Below are 14,729 nucleotides of genomic sequence, written 5' to 3'. Positions count from 1 at the left end.
ATCATAAAAGAAGGAAAAGACAGATTTGAGATTTCGCAGAAATAAAAACAGCCCGAAGAGGGCTGTTCGATACGATTAAATCTCAACTTAAATAGCAAACAAGTCATTCAAGTTCTCAGCCAAGGTTGGGTGAGTGAAGATTTGTTTTGTGAAGTAAGTGTAAGGAATCTTGTTGTCCATAGCAACAGTGATGATGTTGATAATTTCTTGAGAACCTTCTGAGAAGATGCTTGCTCCAAGAATTTCTTTTGTTTCAGTATTAACTACAGCTTTGAAAGCTCCACGAAGGTCTCCATTTACGTGACCACGAGGCATTGCTGCAACAGGGATTTCCTTAACGGCGTATGGAAGTTTCAAATCAGCTGCTTGGCTTTCAGTCAAACCGACTTGTGAAAGTGCAGGTGTGATGAACATAGTATTTGGTACATTGAGACGGTCTTCAAGTGTGTAGCTGCCATCTCCAGCAAGGTAGCTGTAAACAACACGGAAGTCATCAAGTGAAATGTAAGTAAATTGAAGGCCACCGTTGACATCTCCAACTGCAAAGACACCAGGAACGTTTGTTTGACAATGTTTGTCCACTTTAATAGCGCCACGTTCAGTTAGTTCAATATCTGTATTTTCAAGTTGAAGTGGTTCTACATTTGGTTTGCGTCCAGTTGCGTAGAGAAGGGCATCGAAACGGTAAGTTTCGTTTTCAGTCACGACAAGCACTTGGTCACCGTCGTTTTTGATTTCAGTAGTACGGATATTTTGAAGCAATTCAATACCGTCTTCTTCCATGTATTGTTTAGCAAGAGCTGCGATGGAAGGTTCTGCACGAGGTAGGAATGTATCCAAGGCATCTAGGACTGTAACCTTGCTTCCAAGTTTGTTGTAAAGGCCGGCAAATTCAAGACCGATATTTCCACCGCCAAGGACTCCAAGGTTTTCAGGTAATTTGTCCAAGTTTTGGATACCTGTTGAGTCAAAGACGTTTTTGCTTGTAGCAAGTCCAGGGATTGGCAAGACGTTTGAAACAGCACCAGTGTTGATGACGATTGTTTCAGCAGTCAGTTCTTTCTTCTCATCACCAGCTTGGATTTCGATGACTTTATTTGAAAGGAAGTGAGCTTCCGCATCAAAAATATCGACGCCTGTACCAGCAACAGTCGCATAGTTTTTACCGTTGAGGCGACCAGTGATAGTGTTTTTGGTAGCAATGACTTCTTCAAAAGACAAGTCTTTCTCAGCAGCAACCAGCAAAGTTTTAGTTGGGATACAACCGATGTTGATACAAGTTCCACCGTACATAGCTTTGCTACGTTCAACGAGGGCAACTTTTTTACCAGCTGAAGCCAATTTACCTGCTAGTGTTTTACCAGCTTTACCAAATCCGATAACGATTAAATCATAAGTTAACATTTAGAGTTCCTCCTATTCGAATTTCATTCTAGCACAAGAAAAAAACTTTTGCACAATTCTGCTACGCTTTAAAAAAGTTTATGAAATAGTGGAAATTTCAGCCTTATTTTATCAGAAAAATCGTTTACATGAGTTTATCGATGGATTGGGCTATCTTTTGCTTCTCTCTTGTGTTATACTAGATAGGTTGCAAAGAAAACAGTACTTTTCTTTTGTGGAAAAGAAGCAACACGATTTTGTATCCAGTATATGAAAATACGTCATAAAAAGAAAAGTATAAACTAAGCCCTATAGGGTGGCTTCGCACCACCTTTAGAAAGAAGAATAACGTGAAATTTAATGAATTAAACTTGTCTGCCGATTTGCTAGCAGAGATTGAAAAAGCTGGTTTTGTAGAAGCCAGTCCAATCCAAGAACAAACCATTCCCTTGGCCCTTGAAGGCAAGGACGTTATCGGTCAAGCTCAGACTGGTACAGGAAAAACTGCAGCCTTTGGCTTGCCTACCCTTGAAAAAATCCGTACAGAAGAAGCGACCATCCAAGCTTTGGTCATCGCTCCAACTCGTGAACTCGCTGTCCAAAGTCAAGAAGAACTCTTCCGCTTTGGCCGTAGCAAGGGAGTCAAAGTCCGTTCAGTATATGGCGGATCAAGCATTGAAAAACAAATTAAGGCTCTTAAATCTGGTGCCCATATCGTGGTGGGAACTCCAGGTCGTCTCTTGGACTTGATTAAACGCAAGGCCTTGAAATTACAAGATATTGAAACTCTTATCCTTGACGAAGCGGATGAAATGCTTAACATGGGCTTCCTTGAAGACATTGAAGCGATCATCTCCCGTGTCCCTGAAAGCCGTCAAACCTTACTTTTCTCAGCAACTATGCCAGATGCCATCAAACGTATCGGTGTTCAGTTTATGAAAGAACCTGAGCATGTCAAGATTGCGGCTAAGGAATTGACAACAGAATTGGTTGATCAATACTATATCCGTGTTAAAGAACAAGAAAAATTTGATACCATGACTCGTCTCATGGATGTGGAACAGCCAGAACTTGCTATCGTATTTGGTCGTACCAAACGTCGTGTAGATGAATTGACTCGTGGTCTGAAAATCCGAGGCTTCCGTGCAGAAGGAATTCATGGTGATTTGGACCAAAACAAACGTCTTCGTGTCCTTCGTGACTTTAAAAATGGCAATCTTGATGTTTTGGTTGCGACAGACGTTGCAGCGCGTGGGTTGGATATTTCAGGTGTGACCCATGTCTATAACTACGATATTCCACAAGATCCTGAAAGTTATGTTCACCGTATCGGTCGTACAGGTCGTGCTGGTAAGTCAGGTCAGTCTATTACTTTCGTATCACCAAATGAAATGGGCTACCTCCAAATCATTGAGAACTTGACTAAGAAACGCATGAAAGGACTCAAACCTGCAAGTGCAGAAGAAGCCTTCCAAGCAAAAAAACACGTAGCTCTCAAGAAAATTGAACGTGATTTTGCAGATGAGACTATCCGTGCCAACTTTGAGAAATTTGGTAAGGATGCTCGTAAGCTAGCTGCCGAATTTACTCCAGAAGAATTGGCAATGTATATTTTGAGTCTGACAGTTCAAGATCCAGATAGTCTTCCAGAAGTGGAGATTGCGCGTGAAAAACCACTGCCATTTAAACCATCAGGTAATGGCTTCGGTGGTAAAGCTAAGGGAGGTCGTGGAGGCCGTCGTGGGGACGACCGTCGAGACCGTGATCGCCGTGGCAATGGTCGTCGTGATGATTTCAAAAAAGGAAGTCGTGGCAATGATCGTTTTGATAAAGACAGACGTTACCGTAATAAAGACAATAAAAAACCACGCAATACTTCAAGCGAAAAGCAAACAGGCTTTGTGATTCGTAACAAGGGCGATAAATAAGAAAAAGCGGTTCAAAATGAATCGCTTTTTTATATAAGGAGACCGAATGGAAAAGAAAGATAAATAAAATAGATATATTATCTTCTTGTAATATTATAATACAAAAAAGTAGGGAGCTTGTCAATAGAAAAGAAGCAATTTAATTAAAAATATTCTTGTTTTTTCAAATTGCAATTAAATAAGCAATTTTCAGATAATAATTGAAAATTCAAGCTGTTTATGTTATAATGATAGCGATTAAATTCGAGGTGAAAAATGGCACATTTATTAGAAAAAACTAGAAAAATTACTTCTATCCTGAAGCGCTCAGATGAGCAGTTGCAGGAAGAACTTCCCTACAATGCGATTACCCGTCAATTGGCAGATATTATTGACTGTAACGCATGTATCGTTAATAGCAAGGGACGTCTCCTTGGCTATTTTATGCGTTACAAAACCAATACAGATCGTGTAGAGCAATTCTTCCAAACTAAAATTTTCCCGGATGACTACATTCAAGGTGCGAACATGATTTACGATACAGAAGCCAATCTGACAGTTGATCATGATTTAAGTATTTTCCCTGTGGAAAGTCGTGCCGACTTTCCAGATGGTTTGACGACTATTGCACCGATTCATGTATCAGGGATTCGACTTGGTTCTTTGATTATTTGGCGCAATGATAAAAAATTCGAAGACGAGGACTTGATTCTTGTTGAGATTGCGAGTACCGTTGTTGGGATTCAACTCCTTAATTTCCAGCGTGAAGAAGATGAGAAAAATATCCGCCGCCGTACTGCTGTTACCATGGCAGTCAACACTCTTTCTTACTCCGAACTCCGTGCTGTTTCAGCAATTTTAGGGGAATTAAATGGAAATGAAGGGCAGTTGACTGCGTCAGTGATTGCAGATCGTATCGGAATCACTCGCTCTGTGATTGTCAATGCCCTTCGTAAACTTGAGTCTGCAGGGATTATTGAAAGTCGCTCACTTGGAATGAAGGGAACCTATCTTAAGGTCTTGATTTCAGATATTTTTGAAGAAGTGAAGAAAAGAGATTACTAATGGCAAAGGCTTTAATTTCGATTGACTATACAGAAGATTTTGTTGCTGATAGTGGAAAATTGACAGCAGGCGCTCCAGCTCAGGCGATTTCGGATGCCATCAGCAAGGTAACTCGATTAGCTTTTGAACGTGGAGATTACATCTTCTTTACCATTGATGCTCATGAAGAAAACGATTGTTTCCATCCAGAAAGCAAGCTATTTCCTCCTCACAATTTGATTGGGACTAGTGGACGCAATTTATACGGAGATTTGGGGACCTTTTATCAAGAGCATGGTTCAGACAGTCGTGTCTTTTGGATGGATAAACGCCATTACTCAGCTTTTTCAGGGACTGACCTGGATATCCGTTTGAGAGAGCGTCGAATTTCTACAGTTATTTTAACCGGAGTCTTGACGGATATCTGTGTCCTGCATACAGCCATAGATGCCTATAATCTAGGATATGACATCGAGATTGTTAAACCAGCTGTTGCTTCCATCTGGCCTGAAAATCATCAATTTGCCCTAGGTCATTTCAAAAATACACTCGGAGCTAAGTTAGTAGATGAAAATCTAAATGAACTTTCTGAGTAATTTGGTTGATGAAATGAAAAAAATTGAAAAAAAGTGTTGACAAGCATCCTAAAAGTTGATATACTAGTAAAGTAATCGACGCGGGGATGGCGGAATTGGCAGACGCGCAGGACTAAGGATCCTGTGACCGCTTTAGGTCGTGAGGGTTCAAGTCCCTCTCTCCGCATAGGATAAGAGTTAGCTTAGGCTAGCTCTTTTTTTATCTAATTTAAGTAGAGCAAAAAATTTTTGCTCTTTTTTTGTATTTCATAAACATTTCATATTTGGATTTTATAATAGTCTTACAAATATGGAGGTGACGAATGAATCCAATCCAAAGAGCTTGGGCTTATGTCAGCAGAAAACGACTGAGAAGTTTTATTTTATTTCTGATTTTATTGGTCCTATTGGCTGGAATTTCGGCCTGTTTGACTCTGATGAAGTCCAACAAAACAGTTGAAACCAATCTTTATAAATCACTCAACACATCTTTTTCTATTAAGAAGATAGAAAATGGTCAGACCTTCAAGTTGTCAGACCTAGCATCTGTAAGCAAGATTAAGGGGCTAGAAAATGTTTCTCCTGAACTCGAGACGGTCGCAAAACTAAAAGACAAGGAAGCAGTGAGTGGCGAGCAGAGCGTGGAACGTGATGATTTGTCCGCTGCGGATAAGAATTTGGTTAGCTTAACGGCTCTTGAAGATTCATCTAAGGATGTTACCTTTACCAGCTCGGCTTTCAATCTAAAAGAAGGGCGACACCTTCAAAAAGGGGATTCCAAGAAAATCTTGATCCACGAAGAGTTGGCCAAGAAGAACGGTCTTTCGCTTCATAACAAGCTTCGCTTGGATGCTGGACAGTCAGAATCTGGCAAAGGACAAACAGTAGAGTTTGAAATCGTCGGAATCTTCTCTGGTAAAAAACAAGAGAAATTTACAGGTTTGTCTTCTGACTTCAGTGAAAACCAAGTCTTTACAGACTATGAAAGTAGTCAAACTCTTTTAGGAAATAGTGAAGCTCAAGTCAGTGCAGCACGCTTCTATGTAGAAAATCCTAAGGAAATGGACGGACTCATGAAGCAGGTAGAAAACTTGGCCTTGGAAAATCAAGGCTACCAAGTTGAGAAGGAAAACAAGGCCTTTGAACAAATCAAAGACTCAGTGGCTACTTTCCAAACCTTTCTGACAATCTTCCTTTATGGGATGTTGATAGCTGGAGCTGGAGCCTTAATTTTGGTCTTATCTCTCTGGTTGAGAGAAAGGGTCTACGAAGTGGGAATTTTACTTGCACTTGGAAAAGGCAAGAGCTCGATTTTCCTACAATTCTGTTTAGAGGTAGTTTTGGTATCTCTCGGTGCCTTGCTTCCATCCTTTATCGCTGGAAATGCCATTACATCCTATCTGCTCCAAACCCTACTAGCAAGTGGAGATCAGGCAAGCTTACAAGATACACTAGCCAAAACAAGCAGTTTATCAACCAGCATCTTATCTTTTGCAGAATCCTATGTTTTTCTAGTTCTGCTTAGTTGCTTATCTGTAGCTCTTTGTTTCCTATTCTTATTTAGAAAATCACCGAAAGAAATTTTATCATCTATTAGTTAAGAAGGAGAAATCATGACTTTATTACAATTACAAGATGTTACCTACCGTTATAAGAACACTGCTGAAGCAGTCCTATATCAGATCAATTATAATTTTGAACCCGGGAAATTTTACAGTATTATTGGGGAGTCAGGAGCAGGAAAATCCACTCTCTTGTCCCTACTGGCTGGTCTAGATAGTCCTGTTGAAGGTTCTATCCTTTTCCAAGGAGAGGATATTCGTAAGAAGGGCTATTCCTACCATCGTATGCACCATATTTCCCTGGTCTTTCAAAATTATAACTTGATAGATTATCTTTCTCCACTGGAAAATATCCGCTTGGTCAACAAAAAGGCAAGCAAGGATACACTGCTTGAGCTTGGTTTGGATGAAAGTCAGATCAAGCGGAATGTTCTCCAGTTATCAGGTGGTCAACAACAACGTGTTGCTATTGCTCGTAGTTTGGTATCAGAAGCTCCAGTTATTCTAGCGGATGAGCCAACGGGAAATCTGGACCCTAAAACTGCTGGAGATATTGTCGAACTGCTCAAATCACTTGCCCAGAAAACAGGTAAATGTGTCATCGTCGTAACTCACAGCAAAGAAGTGGCACAAGCGTCAGATATTACACTTGAGTTGAAGGACAAGAAACTGACTGAAACTCGCAATACTACGAAATAATATGAGCTTTTTCTGTTAGAACTATAAAATAGAACAAAATCTAGAAAGGGAACCTATGTTATACAACGCATTTGCCTATGTTACAAGGAAGTTTTTCAAATCGATTGTCATCTTCCTGATTATTCTCCTCATGGCGAGCTTGAGTTTGGTTGGCTTGTCAATCAAGGGAGCTACTGCCAAGGCTTCTCAGGAGACCTTTAAAAATATCACCAACAGCTTCTCCATGCAAATCAATCGTCGCGTCAATCAAGGAACGCCACGTGGTGCTGGGAATATCAAGGGTGAAGATATCAAAAAAATCACCGAAAACAAGGCCATTGAGTCTTATGTAAAACGCATCAACGCTATCGGAGATTTGACTGGCTATGAACTCATCGAAACGCCAGAAACCAAGAAAAATCTGACTCCTGACCGTGCTAAACATTTTGGAAGTAGCTTAATGATTACAGGTGTCAATGACTCCTCTAAAGAAGACAAGTTTGTCTCGGGCTCTTATAAATTGGTTGAAGGAGAGCACTTAAACAACGACGACAAGGACAAGATTCTCCTGCACAAGGACTTGGCAGCCAAATACGGCTGGAAAGTAGGGGACAAGGTCAAACTAGACTCTAATATCTACGATGCAGACAATGAAAAAGGTGCCAAGGAAACAGTCGAAGTGACAATCAAGGGACTCTTTGATGGTCACAATAAGTCGGCAGTAACCTACTCGCAAGAACTCTATGAAAACACAGCTATCACAGATATCCATACGGCTGCCAAACTTTATGGATACACAGAAGACACAGCTATTTATGGGGACGCAACCTTCTTTGTAACAGCAGACAAGAACTTGGATGATGTTATGAAAGAGTTGAATGGCATCAGTGGTATCAACTGGAAGAGCTACACACTCGTTAAGAGTTCCTCTAACTACCCAGCTCTAGAGCAATCCATTTCTGGTATGTACAAGATGGCCAACCTCCTCTTCTGGGGTAGCTTGAGCTTCTCAGTCCTTCTCCTTGCACTCTTGCTTAGTCTTTGGATCAACGCCCGTCGTAAGGAAGTGGGCATTCTCCTATCTATCGGTCTCAAGCAGGCAAGTATCTTGGGTCAATTTATCACCGAATCCATCTTGATTGCCATCCCTGCTCTTGTTTCTGCTTACTTCTTAGCTACTTACACAGCGCGTGCAATCGGAAATACTGTTCTTGCCAACGTCACTTCAGGTGTTGCTAAGCAAGCCAGCAAGGCTGCTCAAGCCTCTAACCTTGGTGGTGGTGCAGAAGTAGATGGCTTTAGCAAGACCTTGTCGAGCCTAGACATTTCCATTCAGACATCAGACTTTATCATCGTCTTTGTCCTTGCCTTGGTTCTAGTGGTTCTCGTTATGGCGCTTGCTTCAAGCAATCTCCTTAGAAAACAACCAAAAGAGCTTCTGCTGGATAGCGAATAACAAACTTGCTACCTATTCTCCCCTAAATGGGGTATAATATAGGTAGCATTTTTATCTATTTTATCTTGATAAGGCCTCTTTCTTTCAGGATGAACTTGAGATGATTTACAAGAAATTTAAAGGAATGTGAAACGTTTTTTTATGAAAATTTTAATTGTAGAAGATGAAGAGATGATCCGTGAGGGGGTCAGTGACTATTTGACGGATTGCGGTTATGAAATCATTGAGGCGGCAGACGGGGAGGAAGCCTTAGAAAAATTTTCCAGCTATGAAGTAGCCTTGGTTTTACTAGATATCCAGATGCCCAAGCTCAATGGCCTAGAAGTCCTAGCTGAGATTCGTAAAACCAGCCAGGTCCCTGTCTTGATGTTGACCGCTTTTCAGGATGAGGAATACAAGATGAGTGCTTTTGCTTCTCTGGCAGATGGCTATCTGGAAAAACCTTTTTCTCTCTCCCTCTTAAAAGTGAGGGTGGATGCGATTTTCAAGAGATACTACGATACGGGACGAATCTTCTCCTATAAGGATACCCAAGTGGACTTTGAGAGCTACAGTGCCAGTCTAGCAGGAGAGGAAGTAGCCATCAATGCCAAAGAGTTGGAAATTCTGGACTATCTGGTAAAAAATGAAGGACGGGCCTTGACCCGATCTCAGATAATCGATGCCGTCTGGAAAGCGACAGATGAGGTTCCCTTTGACCGTGTCATTGATGTTTATATCAAGGAATTGCGGAAAAAGCTAGACTTGGACTGCATCCTCACTGTGCGCAATGTTGGTTATAAATTGGAGCGAAAATGAAACGAACAGGTTTATTTACAAAGATATTTATCTACACCTTCTCGATATTTAGTGTTCTGGTTATCTGCCTTCATTTAGCCATTTATTTTCTTTTTCCTTCGACTTATCTGAGTCATCGGCAGGAAAGCATTGGCCAGAAAGCGACAGCCATTGCCCAGTCCCTAGAAGGTAAGGATAGGCAGAGTATTGAGCAAGTGTTAGACCTATATTCCCAGACTAGTGATATCAAGGGGGCTGTCAAGGGCGAGATGACCGAGGACAAGTTAGAAGTCAAGGACAGTCTTCCTCTGGACACAGACCGCCAGACTACCTCGCTTTTTATTGAGGAACGGGAGGTGACAACGCAAGACGGTGGTACCATGACTCTCCAGTTTTTAGCGTCCATGGATTTGCAAAAGGAAGCAGAGCAAATCAGTCTCCAGTTTCTTCCCTATACCTTGTTGGCATCCTTTCTGATTTCCCTCTTGGTGGCCTATATCTATGCTCGGACCATTGTTGCTCCGATTTTGGAAATTAAGCGAGTGACCCGACGGATGATGGATTTGGATGCCCAAGTGCGATTGCGCGTGGATTCTAAGGATGAGATAGGTGATCTCAAGGAACAAATCAATAGCCTCTACCAGCATCTTTTGACTGTCATTGCGGACTTGCATGACAAGAATGAAGCCATTCTCCAGCTGGAGAAGATGAAGGTCGAATTCCTACGAGGGGCTTCTCATGAATTGAAAACACCGCTGACTAGTTTGAAAATCCTGATCGAAAACATGAAAGAAAATGTCGGTCGCTATAAGGATAGAGACCGCTATCTGGGAGTAGCCTTAGGAATTGTGGATGAGCTCAATCACCACGTTCTCCAAATACTTTCTCTCTCGTCTGTGCAGGAGTTGCGAGATGATAGGGAACAAATTGACCTACACCAGATGACACAAAGTCTGGTTAAGGATTATGCTTTACTAGCCAAGGATAGAGAGCTCCAGATAGACAATAGTTTGACCCATCAGCAGGCCTATCTAAATCCATCGGTGATGAAATTGATTCTGTCTAACCTCATCAGCAATGCTATCAAGCACTCTGTTCCAGGTGGCTTGGTTCGCATTGGAGAAAGAGAAGGTGAACTTTTTATAGAAAATAGCTGTAGTCCAGAAGAACAAGAAAAACTAGCCCAATCTTTTTCTGATAATGCTAGTCGCAAGGCTAAGGGGTCTGGGATGGGACTCTTTGTTGTCAAGAGTTTATTAGAACATGAAAAATTAGCTTATCGTTTCGAGATGGAGGATAATCGTTTAACCTTCTTCATAGCTTTTCCAAAAGTTGTCCAAGACTAGGGAGAGAAAGGGTTTACATAGATGAAGCTAGAAGAAATTCAATCGAAACTGCGGGAAAAACTAGATTTTTTTGTCAAAAAGTGATAAAATGAACAATGTAAATGGGATGACCCATAAAAATATACAGGAGGCCTGATAAAATGGCAATCGTTTCAGCAGAAAAATTTGTCCAAGCAGCTCGTGACAACGGTTATGCAGTTGGTGGATTTAACACAAACAACCTTGAGTGGACTCAAGCTATCTTGCGTGCAGCAGAAGCTAAAAAAGCTCCAGTTTTGATCCAAACTTCAATGGGTGCTGCTAAATACATGGGTGGTTACAAAGTTGCTCGCAACTTGATCGCTAACCTTGTTGAATCAATGGGTATCACTGTACCAGTAGCTATCCACCTTGACCACGGTCACTATGAAGATGCACTTGAGTGTATCGAAGTTGGTTACACTTCAATCATGTTTGACGGTTCACACCTTCCAGTTGAAGAAAACCTTAAATTGGCTAAAGAAGTTGTTGAAAAAGCACACGCTAAAGGTATCTCAGTAGAAGCTGAAGTTGGTACTATCGGTGGTGAAGAAGACGGAATCATCGGTAAAGGTGAATTGGCTCCAATCGAAGACGCTAAAGCAATGGTTGAAACTGGTATCGACTTCTTGGCAGCTGGTATCGGTAACATCCACGGTCCTTACCCAGCTAACTGGGAAGGTCTTGACCTTGACCACTTGCAAAAATTGACAGAAGCTCTTCCTGGATTCCCAATCGTATTGCACGGTGGATCAGGTATTCCTGATGAGCAAATCCAAGCAGCTATCAAACTTGGTGTTGCGAAAGTTAACGTTAACACTGAATGCCAAATCGCATTCGCTAACGCAACTCGTAAATTTGCTCGTGACTACGAAGCAAACGAAGCAGAATACGACAAGAAAAAACTCTTCGACCCACGTAAATTCTTGGCTGACGGTGTAAAAGCTATCCAAGCATCAGTTGAAGAACGTATCGACGTATTCGGTTCAGAAGGTAAAGCTTAATCTAGCTGAATGATACAGATGAAACCTGCCCCTGGGGGTGGGTTTTTTGGTTGGGAAAAATAAAATAAATGATATAGATTTTGTATTATGCCTTTGATATAGTTAATTTAGCTTAGAGGTAAATATCATGTTTTTTTAATACATTTCCGTTTTTATTATGATGCACTATGTAGTTTTATAACTTTAAAAAGTTACTAGATAGCTAGTTTTAGTATATTAGAATTATTGGGGTTGAGGTTAGAGATGAAAGATAATACCGTGAGTTTTTTCAGTATTTTTTATTGCTTGAATAACAGTATTAAGCGAATGTCTTAATTCTCTATATATTTTTCTTAGACTCTGCTTATCAGTATCAAGTAATACTGTTAAACGGTTTATATTGATATAAATTGATTTGTCTAGATTTGATAAATCTACTTCACTCTGATACTTGCGTAAAGTTTGAATTTTATATTGCACAATATACACCTCCTTTATTATTAAATTTGTTAGTTGCCTTTAGTCAGGACAAAATTTTGCTCGAGACTCATTATTCTGGCTTTAGCTCTTGGTGTATCTTTTTGCTGGCTGTTAGAATCGTCAGATTACTGTCAAAGCTAGTAGAGCTGCAGCCTTCGAGAGATTTGCCTCCGGCGATCTCCTTTGCCTTTGTCTCCTAGCTTTGACAGTAATTAACGAAAACTTTATTATAAGCTAAACATTGATTATCATAGACTTTATATAACCATTTTGGTATAATTAATGTGATTTTATAATAAAGCTTCAAAATAGCTTAGTAGAGCTTTATTAGCTTGCAATTATACTATTAAGTATACGAAAAGTATTACCATTTGATTATAAATGTAATACTATCCTTTTGGTTATAATCCAATGAAAAAGTAAAGGAAAATTTAAATATGTTAAAAGATAATTTGAAAAAAGAAAGGCTTAAAAATGGGTTAACTCAAGCTCAAGTTGCAGAAAGATTAGGGGTATCACAAGCTCAATATGCCAGGTGGGAAAATGGGGGAAGGAATCCTAAGTACGAAACAATCCAAAAACTAGCTGATATTTTTAATACCACAACGGAAGCATTAAATGGAAGATATGACGGAATTGAAGTAATTGTGAGATTGCTTAGAGAATATGATTTGACAGATGAAGATAAAAACGAAATATATAATATGGTAGAGCAATATCTTAAGGAGAGAAAATATGAGTAGTGTTTATGATAAATATGTGCGTACGACTATAAAATATGTGCGTCCGATTATATATTTTTTAGTTATCGCATTTGCTAAACTGTTTGTTGATATTGTAGTCATCACAGCTACTCGTTGGGAATATACTCATTTAATTTTTTTTGAGGCATTTTTTGCTTCTTGTTGTTTGTGTTTTAAATATATAAAACAAAGTAAAAAACAACAAGAAGAGGTAGGATTAAATACCCAATTTGATTTTTCATTTTATAAAAATACTCATTATAAAATTTATAAATCACGATATATCAGGTTTTTAAAAGATAATAAACTCGTGTTGGTATTTTTATTTCTGTCTAATGGAAATTTGTTATCTATCATTGAAAACGTAAATAAAGAATTTCTTCCTATGATTAGCAAAATAGAATTTAAGAATGAAAATTTACAAAATAATTTAATCGATTTTCTATTGTATTTGAACTATCATGAAGTTCTTGTTAACTTCTTGTTCAGTTGTTATTTTTGCCTGATTGTATGGATTTTTATTAACCAAATTGAATTCCAATTATTAGAAACAGAATCATTAAAAAAGGGGGAGAGAATGACAAAAAGTCAATTAATTCTAGATATCGCTGGAAATAATATTAGTTTAGAAAATGCACTATTAAGATTAAAAATAATTACATACTCACTAAATAATTTAAGTTTGCAGAAATGGATTGAAAATGAGTTAAGAGGATATAAGATAGATGATGAAATTCCTCAGTATAGGAAAGGTATTGCGTATAATATAAGATATTCAGGGATAAATGGAAATTTTACAGTTAAGTCAGTACCACTGTCAGAATCATTTTTTACAGATGAAATAAAAAAAATTTTAAGAGAACGGAAAATTACTAATGGTATAGGTACGATTGAACGTAATTTATCAATTAAAATGAGCTATGACCTAATTGAATTTGCCCCAATGGTTTATACTGCAAGTAAAGGTGGTATTCAGTGTTATACATTAGAACAAGTAGTAAATAAAGCTAGTTTGGAGAATATCTTAAGTAATGTGAAAATAAAGTTGATAGATATATTGCTAGATTTAGAATCGACGTTTGGTGAACTAGACCAATTAGATATTGATGTGAAATGTATTAGTAGTGAGGAACTACAAACAGTAAATGAAACATTGTTAGATAAAATTTATTATGATGGGAAAAGAGAAAACAATGAGTGAGTTTTTAAGTTACTTTTTGAATAATTCGACGTTATTAGGTGCATTTATTTCAATAATATCTTCATCTATTACTCTGCTTATACAAGCATATATTAAGAAGCATTTGATGGAACAAGGGGAAACCAATATTTACTATAAAACAGTTTACAATAAAATGACATCAAATCCTTGGGGATTTTATAAAGAAAATGATGTACTATATTTTGATCTACCACTATGGATTGAAATTCATAATACAAAAGGAACTAGACAGATTGTGAGAAATCTAAATTTATCTTTATATTCGGCTGGAAAATTTGTTTCTAAAACAAAACAGTCAACGCATTCTGGGAGAACTGTTTTGGGAGATAATGGCTCATATTCATTCTTAGTTGATGCAGGAGAAATAAAAAGATATGACTTGGAATTCATTATAAAAGGGAAAGATATAGACTTTCATGACTTTGATGAAGTTAGATTATCTTATTTTGATACAAATGATAAGTATAAAGAATATAAAATATTTGAAATTAAAGATTCATGGAAACAGTCTAATTATAAAATAAGTGATGATTGGGAAAAGTTACAGTAGGAGAA

Annotated in this window: 14 protein-coding genes and 1 tRNA gene; 13 read left to right on the top strand and 2 right to left on the bottom strand. The window is 38.7% G+C overall.

The features are described from left to right. Nucleotides 1-87 precede the first annotated feature (87 nt). Nucleotides 88-1,404: an FAD-containing oxidoreductase gene (locus tag KUA57_RS07745; RefSeq protein ID WP_000958933.1), complete on the bottom strand. Its 1,317-nt coding sequence runs from the start codon at nucleotides 1,402-1,404 to the stop codon at nucleotides 88-90. Nucleotides 1,405-1,733: 329 nt separating this feature from the next. Between KUA57_RS07745 and cshA the strand changes: the two genes are divergently transcribed. The 10 genes from cshA (at nucleotide 1,734) to KUA57_RS07695 (ending at nucleotide 11,750) form a co-directional block, all read left to right on the top strand. Then, a complete protein-coding gene (cshA, locus tag KUA57_RS07740; RefSeq protein WP_004269842.1) occupies nucleotides 1,734-3,311 on the top strand; it encodes a degradosome RNA helicase CshA in 1,578 nt (525 codons plus the stop codon). Between the two features lie 255 nt (nucleotides 3,312-3,566). Continuing rightward, a complete protein-coding gene (codY, locus tag KUA57_RS07735) occupies nucleotides 3,567-4,355 on the top strand; it encodes a GTP-sensing pleiotropic transcriptional regulator CodY (RefSeq protein WP_000940721.1) in 789 nt (262 codons plus the stop codon). Next, on the top strand, nucleotides 4,355-4,930 hold the full coding sequence (locus KUA57_RS07730) for a cysteine hydrolase family protein (RefSeq protein ID WP_050390880.1): 576 nt from the start codon (nucleotides 4,355-4,357) through the stop codon (nucleotides 4,928-4,930). The genes codY and KUA57_RS07730 overlap by 1 nt, the downstream gene beginning before the upstream one ends. An 80-nt stretch (nucleotides 4,931-5,010) precedes the next feature. Continuing rightward, nucleotides 5,011-5,096 (top strand) — tRNA-Leu (locus KUA57_RS07725). Nucleotides 5,097-5,232: 136 nt separating this feature from the next. Further along, nucleotides 5,233-6,510 (top strand): ABC transporter permease, encoded by a 1,278-nt coding sequence (locus KUA57_RS07720; RefSeq protein ID WP_218494009.1) that lies wholly within the window; start codon nucleotides 5,233-5,235, stop codon nucleotides 6,508-6,510. A gap of 12 nt (nucleotides 6,511-6,522) precedes the next feature. Further along, on the top strand, nucleotides 6,523-7,170 hold the full coding sequence (vex2, locus tag KUA57_RS07715) for an ABC transporter ATP-binding subunit Vex2 (protein ID WP_000173751.1): 648 nt from the start codon (nucleotides 6,523-6,525) through the stop codon (nucleotides 7,168-7,170). Between the two features lie 55 nt (nucleotides 7,171-7,225). Beyond that, entirely contained in the window at nucleotides 7,226-8,605 is a 1,380-nt protein-coding gene (gene vex3, locus KUA57_RS07710) for an ABC transporter permease subunit Vex3 (protein WP_218494008.1), read from the top strand. 141 nt (nucleotides 8,606-8,746) lie between these two features. Further along, nucleotides 8,747-9,403: a response regulator transcription factor VncR gene (gene vncR / locus KUA57_RS07705; protein WP_004269838.1), complete on the top strand. Its 657-nt coding sequence runs from the start codon at nucleotides 8,747-8,749 to the stop codon at nucleotides 9,401-9,403. After that, a complete protein-coding gene (gene vncS / locus KUA57_RS07700) occupies nucleotides 9,400-10,728 on the top strand; it encodes a sensor histidine kinase VncS (protein WP_218494007.1) in 1,329 nt (442 codons plus the stop codon). The genes vncR and vncS overlap by 4 nt, the downstream gene beginning before the upstream one ends. Nucleotides 10,729-10,868: 140 nt before the next feature. Continuing rightward, nucleotides 10,869-11,750 carry a class II fructose-bisphosphate aldolase gene (locus KUA57_RS07695; protein WP_001019001.1) on the top strand — a complete coding sequence of 294 codons (882 nt, stop codon included), beginning with the start codon at nucleotides 10,869-10,871 and terminating at the stop codon, nucleotides 11,748-11,750. Between the two features lie 237 nt (nucleotides 11,751-11,987). Here KUA57_RS07695 and KUA57_RS07690 read toward each other — a convergent pair whose 3' ends face one another. Further along, a complete protein-coding gene (locus KUA57_RS07690; RefSeq protein WP_218494006.1) occupies nucleotides 11,988-12,209 on the bottom strand; it encodes a hypothetical protein in 222 nt (73 codons plus the stop codon). 437 nt (nucleotides 12,210-12,646) lie between these two features. Between KUA57_RS07690 and KUA57_RS07685 the strand changes: the two genes are divergently transcribed. Genes KUA57_RS07685 through KUA57_RS07675 form a run of 3 tightly spaced genes read left to right on the top strand, consistent with a single transcriptional unit; the run spans nucleotide 12,647 to nucleotide 14,724 of the window. Further along, the gene (locus KUA57_RS07685; RefSeq protein WP_169446481.1) at nucleotides 12,647-12,952 is read left to right on the top strand and encodes a helix-turn-helix transcriptional regulator; all 306 of its coding nucleotides are present in this window, start codon (nucleotides 12,647-12,649) and stop codon (nucleotides 12,950-12,952) included. Beyond that, nucleotides 12,945-14,153: an AbiTii domain-containing protein gene (locus KUA57_RS07680; protein ID WP_218494005.1), complete on the top strand. Its 1,209-nt coding sequence runs from the start codon at nucleotides 12,945-12,947 to the stop codon at nucleotides 14,151-14,153. The genes KUA57_RS07685 and KUA57_RS07680 overlap by 8 nt, the downstream gene beginning before the upstream one ends. Continuing rightward, on the top strand, nucleotides 14,146-14,724 hold the full coding sequence (locus KUA57_RS07675) for a hypothetical protein (protein WP_218494004.1): 579 nt from the start codon (nucleotides 14,146-14,148) through the stop codon (nucleotides 14,722-14,724). Before KUA57_RS07680 ends, KUA57_RS07675 begins: the two co-directional genes overlap by 8 nt. Nucleotides 14,725-14,729 lie beyond the last annotated feature (5 nt).

Source organism: Streptococcus vulneris (assembly GCF_019218685.1).
Taxonomy (GTDB): domain Bacteria; phylum Bacillota; class Bacilli; order Lactobacillales; family Streptococcaceae; genus Streptococcus; species Streptococcus vulneris.
This window is presented reverse-complemented; position numbering and strand designations above follow the sequence as displayed.